Origin of the sequence: Actinoplanes sp. NPDC049548 (genome assembly GCF_040676695.1) — a bacterium.
GTDB lineage: Bacteria > Actinomycetota > Actinomycetes > Mycobacteriales > Micromonosporaceae > Actinoplanes.
In genome coordinates, this window is sequence record NZ_JBFAPM010000009.1 from 21,975 (window position 1) to 38,697 (window position 16,723).

Here is a 16,723-nt window from a genome sequence, read left to right on the forward strand (position 1 = left end):
GGATGAGCGCGCGACCGGCGGCGGGTGGCGGACGATGGGTCGACGTGCCGCCGGAGCGGCTCACCCGCTGGCTGGAGAACTTCGCGTCCCGGCACGGCGGCCACACGGTCCAGGGCCTGGTGCTGACGGGTACGGACGGCGCCACCGCCGAGCTGTTCCCGCCCCCGGGGCTCCCGCCGGTGACCGACCTCGCCGACCTCCACGAGCAGGCCGCCGCGCCGCGCCGGATCGGGCTGCTGCTGGCCCGCAAAGGCGCTGTGGCAGCCGGGGTGGCACACGGGCGGAAGCTGCTCTCCTCGAAGGTCGACACCCACTACGTCCAGGGCCGGACCGCGGCCGGCGGCTGGTCCCAGCAGCGTTTCGCCCGCCGCAGGGACAACCAGGCGAAGGCCGCCGCCGCCGACGCGGTCGGCATCGCGGCGCGGATCCTGCTGCCCGAAGCGCGCTCCCTGAGCGCTCTGGTCACGGGCGGCGACCGTACGGCGGTGGACACCGTCCTGGCCGCCCCGCAACTGGCCGCGCTCGCGGCACTGCGGCACGACCGCTTCCTCGACGTGCCCGAACCACGCCGGACGGTCCTGGAGGAAGCCGTGGACCAGGCCCGCGCCGTCCGGATCCTGGTCCGTGACCCGTGACCCGTGAGCTCCGGGTCTGCGCCCGGCGGTAGTGGGGAGGCGCGGATCACGCGCGCCGTGCGGATCCCGGTGCGTGACAGGTGAGCTTCGGGCATCTCGCCGGCGGTGGTGAAGGAGGCCGTGGGCCTGGCTCGCGCCGTCCGGTCCTGAGGCGTGACGCGTGGGCTCCGGGCGTACCGGATAGGGTTCTTGATCGTGGGTGTCGTCGCGGAGCTGATCCTGATCCGGCATGGGCAGAGCGCCTCCAACGTGGCGTTTCCCGAGGCGGATGCGGCGGGCCTGCTGGAGTCCGGGCTCACCGGCCGGGACGCCGACGTGCCGCTGACCGGCCTCGGGGCCGAGCAGGCGCGCGCCGTGGGACGCTGGCTGGCCGCGCGACCTGCGGACGAGGTGCCCGAGGTGGTCATCACGTCGCCGTATGTGCGGGCCAGGGAGACCTGGCGGATCGCCGCGGAGACCTCCGGCCTCGACCTGCCCGCCCCGGCCACCGACGACCGGCTCGTCGACCGGCTGCTCGGCGACCTGGAGATGCTGACCAGGGCCGCCATCGCGCAGCGGTTCCCCGACGAGCCGGGCCGCCTGGCGGAGGCGGGCGAATACCAGTACCGCCCGCCGAACGGTGAGGCCTTCGAGGACGTGGCGGCCCGGCTGTCGTCCTTCCTGGACGACCTGAACCGTGACCACGCCGGCGAACGCGTGCTCGTGGTCGCCCACGACTCCGTGGTGCTGATGACCCGGTCCGTGATCGAGGGCCTGGACTGGGCCGGCGTGGAGGCGGTGGCCGGCGCCGGGCAGGTCCGCAACGCGTCGATCACCCGGTTCGACGGGTCGAGCGGCAGGCTCGTCCTCGACGGCTACAACGCGGTGGAGCACCTCGGCGCCTAGGCATCCACGTGCCCTCAGCACCGGCCGCGCCGAAGGGGTTCAAGCACCTGGCGAGTTGCCGGCTCTCCCTGCCAAGACGCATGGGCGACGAAGCAGAAGGCCTGTGACCAGGCAATTCGCCTATGGTCTCGCCTAAGATTCGCTCATGACGTGGCTGTGGGCGCTACTCGGGATCATGGTTGTTCTCATCGTGGCATCGCTGACGTACGTGGGCATCCGTGACCGGCGTCGCACGAAGTCCGGAGACGCCGGCTCCGCAGCCCGCCAGGCGCTCTCCGAAGCGGAGCGCTACGCCGCCGAACGGCACGCCGCTCAGGGTCGCGACCCGAGAAGCTTCGGGTCCGGCGAGCACGGCTAGCCGGCGTGCGTCGGGTTCGGTGGTGGATGTGGCCGTCGCCGGTTCGAGACCCACCAGCGGCGTCAGATGACGAGGCCGACCGCCAGCACCGCGATCACGGCGCTGGACACCAGCGCGGTGATGATGCGGGCGCGGGCCCCGGTCAGGAACCGGCCCACCAGTGAGCCGCTGCCCGCGACGAGCAGCTGCCAGCTCGCCGAGGCGAGGAACGCCCCCACGACGAACCAGCCTCCGCCGCCCTCGCCGCCGCGGCCCAGCACCAGTGCCGCGAAGTAGACGACCGTGGCCGGGTTGAGCAGGGTCAGGCCGAGGATGCCCAGGTACGCCGCCGCCGGAGTGGTCCGGTCCGTCTCCCGGACGGCCGCCGGGCCGGCCAGCGCGGACCAGGCGGTGTGCGCGGCGAGCGTCAGCAGGACCGCCGCCGCGGCCCAGCGCAGGGGAGTGGCGATCGGGCTGATGGCTCCGGCCAGGGCCGCGCCGCCGAGGACGGCGACCAGGGCGTAGATGCCGTCGGCGGTGGCCGCTCCCAGGCCGGCGGCGGCACCGACGCGCAGGGACGTGCGGGCGCTCAGCCCGGCGATGAGGACGGCGATGGCCCCCACGGGCACGGCGACGCCGTAGCCGGCGATCACGCCGGCCAGGAACGCGCCCGTCATGACACGGGTACGGGGACCGCCGGGTCGCCGGGGACACGCTGCTGTCGCGCTACCCGGACGGGAGCGGCGGCAGCGGTCTTCTTCGGCAGGATCACAGCAGTCACCCGGCCATGGTGGGGCGGGTCACCATGGCCGGGCAACGGCTTTTCCGGTACGCCTGTGGCTCAGCTCACCGCGCCCGCGGCGAACGTGTCGCAGCTCTTCGGGGAGCCGCTGTCGTAGCCCACGCTGAACCAGTGCTGCCGCTGGGCGCTGGTGCCGTGGGTGAACTCCGCCGGGTTGATCGAGCCGCCGCTGCGCTGCTGGAGGGTGTCGTCGCCGATCTTGCTGGCGGTGTCGAGGCCCTCCTGGATGTCCTGCTGGGTGATGCTCTTGAAGATCTTCTGGCCGCCGGCGTCGTCGGTGCCGGTCGCATTCTTCGCCCACACGCCCGCGTAGCAGTCCGCCTGCAGCTCCAGCTTCACCGACAGCTTGTTCGCGTCGCCAGGGTTGCGCTCCTGCTCGCGCCGCATCGCTGCCTCGGTTCCGGAGAGGTCCTGGATGTGGTGGCCGTACTCGTGGGCCAGGACGTACGGCTGCGCGAACTCGCCCGGCGCGCCGAGCTGGTCGGCCAGGAGGCGGTAGAACGTGAGATCGATGTAGACGCGGTCGTCGGCCGGGCAGTAGAACGGGCCCGTGCCGGAGTCCGCCGCGCCACAGCCGGTCCGCACGCTCTTGGCGAAGAACACCGTCTTCGACGCCTTGTACGCCCCGTCGAAGTTCTGCGGGTAGGCGTCGACCCAGTAGTCCTGGATCGAGTTCACGAAGAGTGCGTTGCGGCAGTCGAGCTGCTTGACGGCGTCGGACTGCGAACATTCCTGCTGCAGAGAGGTGTTGTCGCCCGACTGTGGCGCGCCGCCGCCACCGCTCAGGCCGTTGATGCCGAAGTAACCGCCCACGAGGGCGATGAGCACGGTGACGACGATGCCCGTGAGGCCGCCTCCACCGATGGGCAGGCCGCCGATGCCGCCACCGCCGCCACCTGAGGAACGCTGGTCGTCGATCTGGCTCGTGTCGATCCTGGCGTTCTCGTTGAGTTCCATATCGTCCTCCCGGGCACGGGGCCCGCGCGCTCGGCACGTGTGCTGGGGCGTGTACCCGATGATCTTGCCGGTTAATCGGGTGGGAGCTCGCGCGGGGCGCCCGGTACACTTGCCCGGTGCTGCTCTGCGAAGGCTGACTGCCCCGCGCCGACCGCGTGACCCACCGGCCGGCGCTTCCGTGTGCCCTGAGCCAGCCTTTCCCTCGAGAGCGAGAAGCCTCCTCATGATTACCGCCACCGGACTCGAACTTCGCGCCGGCGCCCGGATCCTGCTGTCGCCGACCACCCTGCGCGTGCAGCCCGGCGACCGGATCGGCCTGGTCGGCCGCAACGGCGCGGGCAAGACCACGACGCTCAAGGTCCTGGCCGGCGAGGGCCAGCCGTACGCGGGTGAGGTGAGCCGTACCAGTGAAGTGGGTTATCTGCCTCAGGACCCGCGCACCGGCGACCTGAACGTCACCGCGCGCGACCGGGTGCTGTCGGCCCGCGGGCTGGACACGATCCTCGCCGAGATGCAGAAGCTCGAGGTCGAGCTCGAGGAGAGCACCGACGAGAAGCTGATCCGGCGCTACGGCCAGCTCGAGGACCAGTTCGCCAGCCTCGGCGGATATGCGGCTGAGGCCGAAGCCGCGCGGATCTGCGCCAACCTGGGCCTGCCCGACCGCGCCCTGGCCCAGACCATCGGTACGCTCTCCGGCGGCCAGCGCCGCCGCATCGAGCTCGCCCGCATCCTGTTCGCCAACTCCGGCCAGAACGGCAAGGGCATTCTGCTGCTCGACGAGCCGACCAACCACCTCGACGCCGACTCCATCACCTGGCTGCGCGGCTACATGGCCCAGCACAAGGGCGGCCTCGTCGTGATCAGCCACGACGTGTCGCTGCTCGAGGCGGCCGTGAACAAGGTCTGGTATCTCGACGCCAACCGGTCGGTCATCGACATCTACAACGTCGGCTGGAAGACGTACCTCGAGCAGCGCGAGACCGACGAGCGCCGCCGCCGTCGCGAGCGCGCCAACGCGGAGAAGAAGGCGGGCGCCCTGATGGCGCAGGCCGACAAGATGCGCGCCAAGGCGACCAAGACGGTCGCCGCGCAGAACATGGCCCGCCGCGCCGAGAAGCTGCTCAGCGGCCTCGAGGAGAGCCGCGTCGCCGACAAGGTCGCCAAGGTGCGGTTCCCCAGCCCGGCACCGTGCGGCAAGACGCCCCTGACGGCGGTGGGCCTGTCGAAGTCGTACGGGTCGCTGGAGATCTTCACCGACGTCAACGTGGCGGTCGACCGCGGCTCCCGGGTGGCGATCCTCGGCCTCAACGGCGCCGGCAAGACCACCCTGCTGCGCATCCTCGGCGGCCTGCTCGAGTCCGACACCGGCGAGGTACGCCCGGGACACGGCCTGCGGCTCGGCTACTACGCCCAGGAGCACGAGACCCTCGACGTGGACCGCACGATCCTCGAGCACATGCGCAGCGCCGCCGCCGAGCAGACCGACACGGAGCTGCGCAAGATCCTCGGCGCGTTCCTGTTCTCGGGCGACGACGTGGACAAGCCGGCGGGCGTCCTCTCCGGCGGCGAGAAGACCCGCCTGGCGCTGGCCACCCTGGTGTGCTCGGGCGCCAACGTGCTGCTGCTCGACGAGCCGACGAACAACCTCGACCCGGTCAGCCGCGAGCAGGTCCTGGACGCGATCGCGAACTACCCCGGCGCGATCGTGCTGGTGACGCATGATGCGGGTGCGGTGCAGGCGCTGAAGCCGGACCGGGCGATCCTGCTGCCGGACGGCGACGAGGACGCGTGGAGCGACGACCTGCTGGAGCTGGTCGAGCTGGCATGACGGCCGGGGTGCTGCCGGTCGCCTCGGCCCTTCCGGTCGCCTTAGTCTCGCCGGCCACCTCGGCGGCCTGCCCGGGTCGCTCCCTCGCGAGCCTCGAGGCCGATTCGGCCCTCGCGGTCCCCTACGCCGCAGTCACTGCGGTCGCCGGTCGCTGCAGTCGCCGATCGCCGGTCGCCGGTCGGCGGTCGCTGCAGCCGCCGGTCGGCGGTCGCCGGTCGCCGGTCGCTGCGGTCGCCGGTTACTCCGGTCGCCGGCTTCCTTGGCCGCCGTCGGCGCGGGCCGAGGCTCGCTTGATCGGGGATCATGGGCATCGTCAGTTGTCAACTGGTGCCCACACAGACAGTGCGACATATGCACGCACCCCGGGACTCCTCCCACCCTCCCGGAGCCTGCTGGACCGGTCCGCGATGCCCGTTCGGGCACGGGATCATGCCCCACGGTGAACGCTCGGTAGACGCTCAGTGACATCGTTGTCTGCCTTCCGGCCAGATGATGTTTATGCAGGTCAACTAGCCTTGATCGACGCGGAGGGCCGGTCGCCGGCGTGATGGCAGGGACCCGTGGAAAAGGCCGCCCGGGTCGTTCTGCGGCGCCCGATCGGGCCCGTACCCCATCTGTCTGACATTGATGGACGTAGGGACGGTCAAGTTCCTGACACTGATAAATGGGCACGCTCGCGGAGCTGAGATACCTAGCGCATGATCGTTGGAGGCGGTCTAATAGGTGGGACCGTATCGAACCGCACAGTCTGGGACGTGAGGATTCAACATGGCAGCCACGGGCACAGCCACCAGCACTGAGAAGGGTCGTCGAATCGTCGGAAGCGAGCGCCAGACGCTCGCCAAGGACCTGGTGAAGCGCTACACCTCGGGCGAGAGCATTCGCGCGCTCGCCGCATCCACCGGACGGTCGTACGGATTCGTGCACCGGGTGCTCACCGAGTCGGGCGTGCAGCTGCGCCAGCGGGGCGGCGCCCGTCGTCGCAAGAAGGCGTGACGACCAGCGAAGCCTCCGGATCTGAGGCCGGTGTTCGGTATGAGCAGGACGGGCCGGTCGCGACGGTGACGTTGGACCGGCCCGATGTGCTCAATGCGCAGACGCCGGCCATGTGGTCCGAGCTCGCCGACATTTCCCGGAAAATGCCGGGGGACGTGCGAGTCGTCATTGTCCGAGGAGCGGGACGCGCTTTTTCCGCCGGACTCGACTTGTCGGTGGCGCGCGGAGAGGGCGATTCTTCGTTGCCCGTCCTGGCCCGCTTGTCGCCCGAAGAGTGCGCGGATCGGATTGCCGGCTTCCAGGACGCCTTCACATGGTTACGGCGGCCGTCGCTGCTCACCATCGCGGCGGTCCAGGGCCACGCGATCGGTGCCGGATTCCAACTTGCGCTCAACTGCGACATGCGCGTACTCGCCGACGACGCCCGGTTCTCGATGGCCGAGGTGACTCTCGGGCTGGTCCCGGATCTCGGTGGCACGAAGCGGCTGACCGAGCTGGTCGGGCCGTCCCGGGCGCTGGAGATCTGCGTCACCGGTCGCCGGATAGCGGCTGACGAGGCCGAGCGCATCGGCCTGGCCACCGCCGTCGTGCCCCGCGATGACCTGGACGGAGCCGTCGCTGACCTTGCCGCGGCGGTCCTGGCCGCCGACCCCGGTGCGGTCGCCGAGATCAAGGCGCTGGTCTCCGGTGCGACCGGCCGGTCGTACGAGGAGCAGGACCGGGCCGAGCGTGAGGCGCAGACCCGCCGCATGCGTGACCTGGCGAAGCTGGAGTAAGCAGTAAGGACCGCACCGGAACAAGCCGGTTACCTCTCAAGTTGTCATACCCAGCGGGCACACTAGGCCCTGCTGAAGCGACGACCCGGGAGGTGGCGCGTGGGACCCATGTCCGGCGGATCGAGCTGGACGATGCTCCGCTCGATCCAGAACTCCGAGCGGGTCACCCAGCACCGGCTCAGCCGTGGCACCACCCGGCGCATCCTGCGGTTCGCCCGGCCCTACCGGGGGGACATCGCCGTCTTCCTGGTCACCGTCGTGCTCGCCGCCGGCATCGGCGTCGCCACGCCGGTGCTGGCCGGCCACGTCGTCAACGCGATCACGACCGGCGGGTCGGGGGCCGGCTCCGCGGTCATCCGGCTCGCCCTGACCATCGCCGCGCTGGCGGTGGTCGACGCGTTCCTGTCCCTGGCCCAGCGGTGGTATTCGGCGCGCATCGGCGAGGGCATCATCCTCGACCTGCGTACCCGGGTCTACGACCACGTGCAGCGGATGCCGCTGCAGTTCTTCACCCGCACGCAGACCGGCGCGCTGGTCAGCCGACTCAACAACGACGTCACAGGCGCGCAGCGCGCCTTCACCTCGACGCTCTCCGGCGTGGTGAGCAACGTGATCCAGCTTGTGCTGACCGCGGCCGTGATGTTCAGCCTGTCCTGGCAGATCACCGTGCTCTCGCTCGTGCTGCTGCCGCTCTTCATCATCCCGGCGCGACGCGTCGGCAAGCGCCTCGCCGAGATCACCCGCGAGTCGTACAACCTCGACGCCAAGATGAACGCGACGATGACCGAGCGCTTCAACGTCTCCGGCGCGCTGCTCGTCAAGCTCTTCGGCCGGCCCGAGGCCGAGGCCGCCCGCTTCGGCGAGCGCGCCCAGCGGGTTCGCGACATCGGCGTTCAGCAGGCCATGTATTCGCGCACCTTCTTCGTCGCCATGCTGCTGGTCGCATCCCTCGCCCAGGCTTTGACGTACGGGCTGGGCGGCTGGCTCGCGGTCACCGGCAGCGTGACCGCCGGCACCGTGGTGACGCTGGCACTGCTCCTGACCCGTCTCTACGGGCCGCTCACCGCCCTGAGCAACGTGCGGGTCGACGTGATGAGCGCCCTCGTCAGCTTCGACCGGGTCTTCGAGGTGCTCGACCTCAAGCCCGGCATCGAGGAGAAGCCCGACGCGGTCGCCATCCCGCCCGGCGCCGGCCGGCTCGAGTTCCGCGACGTCCACTTCCGTTACCCGAGCGCCGACGAGGTTTCGCTGGCCACCCTGGAAGACGTCTCAGCCCTCGACCGTACGGAGAACGCCCCCGTCCTGCGCGGCGTCGATTTCACGGTCGAGCCCGGACAGATGGTGGCGCTCGTCGGCCCGTCCGGAGCCGGCAAGTCGACAACGTCCATGCTGGTGTCCCGCGTCTACGACGCCACCGAAGGCTCGGTGCGCGTGGGTGACATCGACGTGCGCGACGCCACCCTCGACTCCTTGCGCGACACCATCGGCGTGGTCACCCAGGACTCCCACCTCTTCCACGAGACCATCGCCGAGAACCTGCGCTACGCCCGCCCCGGCGCCACCGAGGAGCAGATGTGGGAGGCGCTGCGCGGCGCCCAGGTCGCCGACCTCGTCCGCTCCCTGCCGGACGGCCTCGACACGGTGGTCGGCGAACGCGGCTACCGCTTCTCGGGCGGCGAGAAGCAGCGCATCGCGATCGCCCGCCTCCTCCTCAAACAACCGTCGATCGTCATCCTCGACGAGGCGACCGCCCACCTCGACAGCGAATCCGAGGCGGCCGTCCAGCGAGCCCTGTCGGCTGCCCTCACCGGCCGTACCGCCCTGGTCATCGCCCACCGCCTCTCCACCGTCCGCGACGCGGACCTCATCCTCGTCCTCGACGACGGCCGCGTCGTCGAACGCGGCCGCCACCAGGACCTGGTCGCGGCCGGAGGCCTGTACGCAGAGCTGTACAAGACCCAGTTCGCGGACAGCGCCCCCCTCACCCCCGACGTGGAACCCGTCATCATCCCGGTCCCGACGCCGATCGAACCCTGATCCCCGTCGCCGGTCCCGCGCTCGAGACCTGACCCAGGCGGTGCTCAGCTGCACCGGGGCGGGTCGGTAACCCGTCGCGATAGTGCGGTGCTGGGCTGCGCCGGGGCGGGTCGGTAACCCGCCGCGATAGTGCGGTGCTGGGCTGCGCCGGGGCGGGTCGGTAACCCGCCGCGATAGTGCGGTGCTGGGCTGCGCCGGGGCGGGTCGGCAACCCGCCGCGATACGGCGGCGCTGGGCTGCACCGGGGGCGGGTCGGTAACGCACCGCGATACGGCGGCGCTCAGCCGCATGTCGCGCTCTGATGACGCCGGCATCGGATGGCCGGCGTCCGCTTCGACGCAGGTCAGCCCGTAGCCGAACGTCTGAGCGCAAGCCTGCCTCCGCGATCCCGCGGTCAGCCCCGACGCTGCGGTGGTCGCCTCGCGCGCGGTGGGTAGGGGCCTTTCGTGTCGGCGTGGCTTCGGGTTGGGCCGTGCGGTGTGGGCGCCCCGCGCTCAGCGCGAGAACAGGGGGAGGCGGAGTCGATCGTGTTCGAGTGGCGCTGAGATGCGGCGTGTCTTCTTCGTGCGACGGCGGTGCGGCGTGGTGTTGGGGGTGCGGCGTGGTCGGTTCATGTGGGGAAGACGCGGCCAGGCGTGTTTCGGGGTGGCGCCGGGGCGCAGCGCATCGGGAAGGCGGTCGCTGGCGGGTGCTGTCACTCGCGCCTGGTTCTGGACGGGGATCGCCTTCCTGGCGTGTCGACGGCATCCCAGCACCGGCGGCATGTGCGCTTTCCAGGCCGATCGGAGTGCGGCCGGGCGAGAAGCCGATGGGCTTGCCGTTGCCGAAGCGGCCTCCGGTGATCCTGGGACCCCCGGGGGAGTGACGGATCCAAGAGCTCGGCGGGGCTCCGAAAAAATCTATGACGGAGGTACTAGACATTCTCGCCATGCCTGCCTAGCATTCTCGGTGTTGCAGAAAGATCAAGCGAAGACGCAGACGAGTCGGCCGAGCGTCAAGCAGGGCCCGAATCCCTTCGAGGCTCGCTCGGCCCAGCGGTGGCAGCGCTTGACACCGCACGCAGCAAGGTAAGGCACGTGGAAAGTAAGACCCTGACGTAACTCCAGGTCGGGGCAGGTCGGGTGGTTGTTCGGGCCCGACCGGCAAGGCAAGTCCGCCGCACGTGTGCGGGGCCATGAAGTTGCGTGGGGCTTCCACACCGGCGGGCAGCACGACAGCACCAAGGAATGAGAAGCAGAGGAAAGGGAGGGCTCAACACCGTTGGATCGCCCGCCTGCAGACGGAGTTCCAGATCTGAGGCGGCTACCGCAGTCTCCATCGAACGAGAGGTGGTCTTCGGTCACGCTTACGCGATCCTCGCACCCTGAGCCGCCGACGGCGGCTGGTGCGGAAACGACAATCCGGCGAACCTGCCGGTAGATGGTGTTCTGACCCGTAGTCCCGGGCCCCGGCGCTTCCGCGCCGGGGCCCTCGTCCTGGAGGAATGTGCATGGCCCAACCCGACGACATGTTCGGCGACGACGACTATCCCGCCTACACGATGGGCCGCGCCGCGGAGATCACCGGGGCTTCGCAGGACTTTCTTCGCCGGCTCGGTGAGGCGAAGCTGATCACCCCTTCCCGGTCTACCGGTGGGCACCGCCGGTACTCCCGCTACCAGTTGCGCCTTGCCGCTCGGGCTCGCGAGATGGTCGACCAGGGGACGCCGCTGGAGGCCGCCTGCCGGATCATCATCCTCGAGGACCAGCTCGAGGAGGCTCTCCGGTTGAACGAGCAGTACCAGCGTCAGCACCAGTCTCAGGTCTCGGACGTGGACAGTTGAGGTTGCGTACTCAGGGCTGTTGATGTCTGCCGCGACACGATGTCGGGGTGAAGATCTTCAAGCGGCGTGGTGCCGCCATCGCTGTCGCCCTCGGGCTTGTCGCGTTTCTGGTCGGGACCTCTCTGGTCATGCTCCGTGACGGAGGCTGGCCCTGGCACGCCAGCATCGGCGGTGATCTCAGCGCCGGGGTGATGACCGCCGAGGTCGTCGACGATGACGGTGCGGCGTACCGGTTCACCGGGGCGCCGGCTGACGCTCAGCGGTGGTTGGACGACAAGCAGGTCGAGCTGAAGGAAGCGCACGGCATCCCCGGGAAGATTGCCGTCGGGGAGGTCCTGCAACCTGCCGGTGTGGTGCTTGTTCTCATCGGGCTCGCAGGCCTGCTCTGGCGGTCGGTGACGTTCCGCCGGGCGCGGCGGGCCGGCGGACTGCCATGGACAACGTGAGCGCGGTTCCTATCCTGGCCCCATGCACCTGGAGTTCAACGGCGAGATGTGGTTCTGGAAGGGTCCCGCGCCCTGGCACTTCGTGACCGTTCCCCACGAGGCCTGCCGGGCGCTGCAGTCGACCTCGGCGGTCGTGAGCTACGGGTGGGGGATGATCCCCGTCGGTGCGCGGATCGGCGAAACCGGGTGGACGACGTCGCTGTGGCCGAAGGACGGGCGCTACATCGTGCCGGTGAAGGCGGGAGTGCGCCGGGCCGAGGGGCTCGAGGTCGGCGACATGGTGACGGTACGGCTGACCGTCGACGTCTGACACCGCGGCAGGCGGTCGGCGCTCACGCCGCGGCCTTCCGGAGCTGCGCGAAGGCTTCGCCCAGGGTTTCGACGGTGTAGTGGGCGTTCAGGCCGCTCGGGTTGGGCAGGACCCAGACCGGCACGCCGGCTATCCGGTCCGGCTGCGGGCCCATGGTGGCTTTGGGGCGGGCGAAGGCTGTCCGGTACGCCGTGACGCCCAGCACCGCCAGGTAGCGAGGCCGCCAGCGGTCGACCAGCGCAGTGAGGATCTCGCCTCCAGCCACGAGTTCCGCGGGCGAGAGCTCGTCGGCGCGGGCCGTCGCACGGGCCACCACGTTGGTGATGCCGAGCCCGGCGTGGGGTAGCTCCCACTGCTCCGACGGGTGCAGGAGCCGCGTGGTGAAGCCGGAGCGGTGCAGGGCCGGCCAGAAGCGGTTGCCCGGCCGGGCGAAGTGGTGGCCGGTCGCCGCGGAGTACAGGCTGGGGTTGATGCCGGAGAACAGGACTCGCAGATCCGGGCCCACCAGGTCGGGAATGGTACGGCCCGCCGCGGCCGCGACCTCCGCCCGCGACGGCCGGAACGGAGGGGGCGTCGTCCGGGAAGATCGGGCGCCGCTCGAGGGACCAACGGGCACATCGGCGTCGAGCTGCGGCCTGGCGGGCCGGCCGGGCCGGTTGGTCATCCGACGAGCTTATCCATCGAAAGTCGCACCGCTCTCCGAGCATGATCCGTCCCCGAGCCGACGCGGCCACTGGACACCCGCTGTGACACTCGATCTTCGAGCGAAGGACGCGGCCGGACCGGCGAGGAGGCAGGCTTTGAGGGACCCGTACGTGTGGTCCGAGGCGCGTACCCGGCGACAGGCCGTGGCAGCGGGGAAGCTGATCGGGCACCGCCTGGAGCTGGAGCCGCCGCGATGATCCTGCTGTCCGACCCGCGTGTCGCCGCCGTGCCCAGCCGGGACGACGGTGACCCCCTGCTGGATCTTCGCGACGTCGCCGAGCTGCGGCTCGACGGCCGTGCCGCCGATCCCGACGGTGCCTATGCGCGGTTGCGCGCCGAGGTCGTGTCGCGGTTGGTCGATGCGCAGCGCAAGCTGCCGGACGGGTTGCGGCTGCTGGTGGTCGAGGGTTACCGGCCGTACGCGGCGCAGCAGGCGATCTTCTCCCGCTATCAGGACGAGCTGCGGCGGCTGCACCCGTCCTGGTCGGCGCGGCGGTTGCTGGTGGAGACGAGCAAGTTCGTGTCGCCGGTCGAGGTGGCGCCGCACAGCACCGGTGGCGCGGTCGATTTGACACTGTGCACGGCTGACGGCGTCGAGGTGGACATGGGTACGCCCATCGACGCGACGCCCGTCGAGAGTGACGACGCCTGCTTCACGGGTGCTCGCAACATCCCGGCCGGGGCGGGCGAGAACAGGCGCCTGCTGATCGACGCGTTGAGCGCCGTGGGGCTGGTGAACTACCCGACCGAGTGGTGGCACTGGTCCTACGGGGACCGGTACTGGGCTCTGATGACGGGAGCCCCGCATGCACCGTACGGGCCGGTGTCGTCGTGATCGCGATGACGCTCGCCGACATTGCTGCGGTCGTACACGGGACTGTCTGTGACGGTGACCCGGCGACGACCGTGACCGCTCCCGTACGGTACGAGACCGCCCGGGTGGAGCCCGGCGGGATGTTCGCCGCCTTCGCCGGGGCGCGCCGCGACGGGCACGACTTCGCCGCACGCGTGGTCGCGGACGGTGCGGCCGCGGTGCTGGCCTCGCGGGCCGTCGGCGTTCCGGCCGTGGTGGTCGGTGATGTGCGGGCCGCCTTCCAGGCGCTGGCCGCCGAGCTCGTCACCCGCCTGCCGGACGTGCACCGCATCGGGGTGACGGGTTCGTCCGGGAAGACCTCGACCAAGGATCTGCTCGGGCAGGTGCTGGGCCGGCTGGGGCCGACCGTCGCGCCGCCCGGCAACCGCAACAACGAGCTCGGTGTGCCGGAGACGGTGCTGCTCACCACCGCGGACACCCGGTTCCTGGTCACCGAGCTGGGTGCGCGGCACGTCGGCGACATCGCCGCGCTGATGCCGGTCGTGCGGCCGCACACCGGCGTGGTGGTCGGGGTCGGGAGCGCCCACATCGGCGAGTTCGGCGGCCGGGAGGCGATCGCGCGGGCCAAGGCGGAGCTGGTCGAGGCCCTGCCGGCCGTGGGGCTGGCGGTGCTCAACGCGGACGATCCCGTGGTGGCGGCGATGGCCGGGCGTACGCAGGCGCGGGTGGTGACGTTCGGCCGGGATCCCTCGGCCCGGGTGCGCGCCGAACGGGTGGTGCTCGACGAGGCAGCGCGGGCCCGGTTCGAGCTGCGGACGCCGGCCGGCGCGGCCGAGGTGGCGCTGCGCCTGCACGGGGAGCACTTCGTGACGGTCGCGCTGGCCGCGGCGGCGGTCGCGCTGGATCACACCGATGACATCGGGCTCGTCGCCGAGGCGCTCAGCTCGGCGAGGCCGCGGTCGGCGGGGCGGATGCGGGTCACGGAGCGGCCGGACGGCGTGACCGTGGTCGACGACGCGTACAACGCCAACCCGGAGTCGATGGTCGCGGGGCTGCGCACGCTGGTGGGCATGGCGGCCGGGCGGCGGACGGTCGCCGTGCTGGGGCAGATGAACGAGCTGGGGGAGGGGTCAGCGGCAGCGCACGCCGAGGTCGGGCAGGCCGCCGTACGGCTCGGCGTGGATGTCGTGGTGGCGGTCGGCAACCGGGACGCGGCGGGCTACGGCGGCATGTACGTCCCCGACCGGGAGGGCGCCGCCGACCTCCTGCGCGAGCTGGTCCGGCCCGGCGACGTGGTGCTGGTCAAGGCGTCGAACGGCCTCGGCCTGTCGGACCTCGCCGAGCGGATGGCCGGTCAGAGCGTGCGCAGCGCCCCGCCGTCGACCGGCACCGAGATGCCCGTCAGGTAGCTCGCCGCCGGGGACAGCAGGAACGCCGCCACCCGGCCGAACTCCGCCGGTTCACCCAGCCGGCGCAGCGGGACGCTCGCCGCGGCGTCGGCCGCCGCCCGTTCCGGGTCGCCGGTGGCGGCGAACAGCTCCCGGTTGCGGTCGGTCATGACCCGGCCGGGCAGGAGGCTGAGCACGCGGACGCCGCGGGGACCGTACTCGTCGGCCATGTCCTTGGCGACGCCGGCCAGGCCCGGGCGCAGGCCGTTGGACAGGCCCAGCCCGGGAACCGGCGAGCGGGTGGAGGTGGACAGCACGAGGGCGATCGCGCCACCCTCGCCCAGCGCTGCGGCGAACGTGCGGGCCGCGCGTACCGAACCCAGGAAGACCGTCTCGAACGCCTGCCGCCACTGCTCGTCGGTCTGGGCCGCGGCCGTGCCGTGGCCCGGGCCGCCCACGGAGATCAGCGCGCCGTCGAAGCGGCCGAACCGCTCGGTCGCGGTCCGCAGCAGCAGCTCCGGCGTGCCCGGATCGGTCAGGTCGGCGGCCACGCCCGCCGCGTTCGCGCCCAGTGCGGCCGTGGCCTGGTCGACCCCCGACTGCGAGCGGGACGAGACGACCACCCGGGCGCCGTCGGCCACGAGAGCCTGCGCGGTGGCGAAGCCGAGGCCCCTGGAGGCTCCGGTGAGGACGTAGACGCGGTCGGCGAGGCCCAGATCCATGCCGTTGATCCTGCCACTACCGCGACTTCAGGAACCACGCCGTCTGCTCGTCGGCGGGCAGGAACGACTCCACCGCCAGCTCCGACAGCGTCACGTCGAGCGGTGTGCCGAGCACGGAGGTGACGCTGAAGAAGGCGAGCTCCCGGCCGCCGGCGTCGAAGCGCAGCGGCACCACCAGGCCGTCCGGCGTACCCGCGGCCAGGCCACCGGGCAGCCGCACCAGCTCGTCGTGCAGCTCGCGCAGGGCCGGATCGCCCGTCGCGAGGGCCTGGCGGTCGAGGCGGTGCAGGACGTGCGTACGCCACTGGGCGAGGTTGCGGATGCGCGGCGCCATGCCGTCGGGGTGCAGCGACAGCCGCAGCACGTTCACCGGCGGTTCCAGCAGCTCGGCGGCCGACCCCTCGGTGAGCAGCGCGACCGCGGCGTTGCCGTCCACCATCGTCCAATGCCGGTCGACCAGGACCGCCGGATACGGGTCGTGCCCGGCCAGTACGTCGCGCAGCGACGCCAGCACCGCGGCCAGGTCCGGGCCGCCGAGCTCATGCTCGGGAAAGGCCGGTGCGAAACCGCCGGCGAGCAGCAACGCATTCCGGGCGCGCAACGGTACGCCCAGCTCCTCCGCCAACCGCAGGATCATCTCCCGGGTCGGCCGGGCCCGTCCGGTCTCCACGAAGGACAAATGGCGCGCCGACACCCCCGCCCGGCCGGCGAGCTGGAGCTGGCTCAGCCGCCGGTTGCCGCGCCACTCGCGCAGGAGCACCCCCACGTCGCTCATGGCCCCGATCGTAGGGAGCGCCGGGAACGATCCCCATTACCTGCGAGGTAATCGACCGCCTTACCGGTGCCGGGGCACGGTGGACGCCGTCAGCAACTCCAACGACCCACGGAGGATCCCGCCATGAGCGACTTCGACACCCTCGTCACCCGCTACCTGCACGCGTGGAACCAGACCGACCCGGCGGAGCGCCGCGCGACGATCGACGAGGTCTTCGCCGCGGACGTCCGCTACGTCGACCCGCTGGCCGCGGTCGAGGGCCGCGAAGCCCTGGACGGGCTGATCGGGGCGGTGCAGCAGCAGTTCCCCGGCCTCACGTTCAGCCCGGGTGCGACGGCGGACGCGCACCACGACCAGGGGCGGTTCACCTGGCACCTGGGACCGGACGGCGCCGACCCGATCGTGGTCGGCTTCGACGTGGTGGAGCTCGACGCCGACGGAAGGATCCGCACGGTGCTGGGTTTCCTCGACAAGATCCCGGCGTAGCC

General features: G+C 71.3%; 18 protein-coding genes. 13 read left to right on the forward strand and 5 right to left on the reverse strand.

Annotated features, from left to right (window positions below):
- Positions 1–2: 2 nt before the first annotated feature.
- From AB0J80_RS19135 to AB0J80_RS19145, 3 genes are all read left to right on the forward strand, one after another.
- Complete coding sequence (locus AB0J80_RS19135; RefSeq protein WP_364706366.1) at positions 3–635, forward strand: acVLRF1 family peptidyl-tRNA hydrolase; 633 nt, start codon at positions 3–5, stop codon at positions 633–635.
- A 195-nt stretch (positions 636–830) separates the two neighbouring features.
- Positions 831–1,520 carry a histidine phosphatase family protein gene (locus tag AB0J80_RS19140; RefSeq protein WP_364706369.1) on the forward strand — a complete coding sequence of 230 codons (690 nt, stop codon included), beginning with the start codon at positions 831–833 and terminating at the stop codon, positions 1,518–1,520.
- 145 nt (positions 1,521–1,665) lie between these two features.
- Complete coding sequence (locus AB0J80_RS19145) at positions 1,666–1,878, forward strand: hypothetical protein (RefSeq protein ID WP_364706372.1); 213 nt, start codon at positions 1,666–1,668, stop codon at positions 1,876–1,878.
- Between the two features lie 62 nt (positions 1,879–1,940).
- On the opposite strand, the gene AB0J80_RS19150 is transcribed toward AB0J80_RS19145, so the two are convergent.
- Both AB0J80_RS19150 and AB0J80_RS19155 read right to left on the reverse strand, forming a co-directional pair.
- Positions 1,941–2,534, reverse strand: a complete 594-nt coding sequence (locus tag AB0J80_RS19150) for a LysE family transporter (protein WP_364706375.1) — start codon at positions 2,532–2,534, stop codon at positions 1,941–1,943.
- Positions 2,535–2,698: 164 nt separating this feature from the next.
- Positions 2,699–3,616, reverse strand: a complete 918-nt coding sequence (locus AB0J80_RS19155) for a neutral zinc metallopeptidase (protein ID WP_364706376.1) — start codon at positions 3,614–3,616, stop codon at positions 2,699–2,701.
- 223 nt (positions 3,617–3,839) lie between these two features.
- On the opposite strand from AB0J80_RS19155, the gene AB0J80_RS19160 reads away from it, so the two are divergent.
- From AB0J80_RS19160 to AB0J80_RS19190, 7 genes are all read left to right on the forward strand, one after another.
- Positions 3,840–5,444 (forward strand): ABC-F family ATP-binding cassette domain-containing protein, encoded by a 1,605-nt coding sequence (locus tag AB0J80_RS19160; RefSeq protein WP_364706379.1) that lies wholly within the window; start codon positions 3,840–3,842, stop codon positions 5,442–5,444.
- 768 nt (positions 5,445–6,212) lie between these two features.
- Entirely contained in the window at positions 6,213–6,440 is a 228-nt protein-coding gene (locus AB0J80_RS19165; protein WP_015620263.1) for a helix-turn-helix domain-containing protein, read from the forward strand.
- The gene (locus AB0J80_RS19170; protein ID WP_364706382.1) at positions 6,437–7,216 is read left to right on the forward strand and encodes an enoyl-CoA hydratase/isomerase family protein; all 780 of its coding nucleotides are present in this window, start codon (positions 6,437–6,439) and stop codon (positions 7,214–7,216) included. Before AB0J80_RS19165 ends, AB0J80_RS19170 begins: the two co-directional genes overlap by 4 nt.
- Before the next feature lie 108 nt (positions 7,217–7,324).
- Complete coding sequence (locus AB0J80_RS19175; RefSeq protein WP_364706971.1) at positions 7,325–9,253, forward strand: ABC transporter ATP-binding protein; 1,929 nt, start codon at positions 7,325–7,327, stop codon at positions 9,251–9,253.
- 1,489 nt (positions 9,254–10,742) lie between these two features.
- The gene (locus AB0J80_RS19180) at positions 10,743–11,075 is read left to right on the forward strand and encodes a MerR family transcriptional regulator (protein ID WP_364706384.1); all 333 of its coding nucleotides are present in this window, start codon (positions 10,743–10,745) and stop codon (positions 11,073–11,075) included.
- A gap of 47 nt (positions 11,076–11,122) precedes the next feature.
- Positions 11,123–11,521: a hypothetical protein gene (locus tag AB0J80_RS19185; RefSeq protein WP_364706387.1), complete on the forward strand. Its 399-nt coding sequence runs from the start codon at positions 11,123–11,125 to the stop codon at positions 11,519–11,521.
- Between the two features lie 22 nt (positions 11,522–11,543).
- A complete protein-coding gene (locus AB0J80_RS19190; protein ID WP_364706389.1) occupies positions 11,544–11,831 on the forward strand; it encodes a DUF1905 domain-containing protein in 288 nt (95 codons plus the stop codon).
- Positions 11,832–11,853: 22 nt separating this feature from the next.
- Here AB0J80_RS19190 and mug read toward each other — a convergent pair whose 3' ends face one another.
- On the reverse strand, positions 11,854–12,495 hold the full coding sequence (gene mug, locus AB0J80_RS19195; RefSeq protein WP_364706391.1) for a G/U mismatch-specific DNA glycosylase: 642 nt from the start codon (positions 12,493–12,495) through the stop codon (positions 11,854–11,856).
- A gap of 234 nt (positions 12,496–12,729) precedes the next feature.
- On the opposite strand from mug, the gene AB0J80_RS19200 reads away from it, so the two are divergent.
- Both AB0J80_RS19200 and murF read left to right on the forward strand, forming a co-directional pair.
- On the forward strand, positions 12,730–13,371 hold the full coding sequence (locus tag AB0J80_RS19200; RefSeq protein ID WP_364706393.1) for a M15 family metallopeptidase: 642 nt from the start codon (positions 12,730–12,732) through the stop codon (positions 13,369–13,371).
- Positions 13,372–13,376: 5 nt separating this feature from the next.
- Positions 13,377–14,759 carry a UDP-N-acetylmuramoyl-tripeptide--D-alanyl-D-alanine ligase gene (murF, locus tag AB0J80_RS19205; protein ID WP_364706973.1) on the forward strand — a complete coding sequence of 461 codons (1,383 nt, stop codon included), beginning with the start codon at positions 13,377–13,379 and terminating at the stop codon, positions 14,757–14,759.
- On the opposite strand, the gene AB0J80_RS19210 is transcribed toward murF, so the two are convergent.
- Together AB0J80_RS19210 and AB0J80_RS19215 are read right to left on the reverse strand one after the other, a co-directional pair.
- Positions 14,705–15,460, reverse strand: coding sequence for an SDR family oxidoreductase (locus tag AB0J80_RS19210; RefSeq protein WP_364706396.1), 756 nt, complete (start codon positions 15,458–15,460; stop codon positions 14,705–14,707). The genes murF and AB0J80_RS19210 overlap by 55 nt on opposite strands.
- Before the next feature lie 16 nt (positions 15,461–15,476).
- On the reverse strand, positions 15,477–16,235 hold the full coding sequence (locus AB0J80_RS19215) for a helix-turn-helix transcriptional regulator (RefSeq protein WP_364706398.1): 759 nt from the start codon (positions 16,233–16,235) through the stop codon (positions 15,477–15,479).
- A gap of 123 nt (positions 16,236–16,358) precedes the next feature.
- On the opposite strand from AB0J80_RS19215, the gene AB0J80_RS19220 reads away from it, so the two are divergent.
- Positions 16,359–16,721 carry a nuclear transport factor 2 family protein gene (locus AB0J80_RS19220; RefSeq protein WP_364706401.1) on the forward strand — a complete coding sequence of 121 codons (363 nt, stop codon included), beginning with the start codon at positions 16,359–16,361 and terminating at the stop codon, positions 16,719–16,721.
- Positions 16,722–16,723 lie beyond the last annotated feature (2 nt).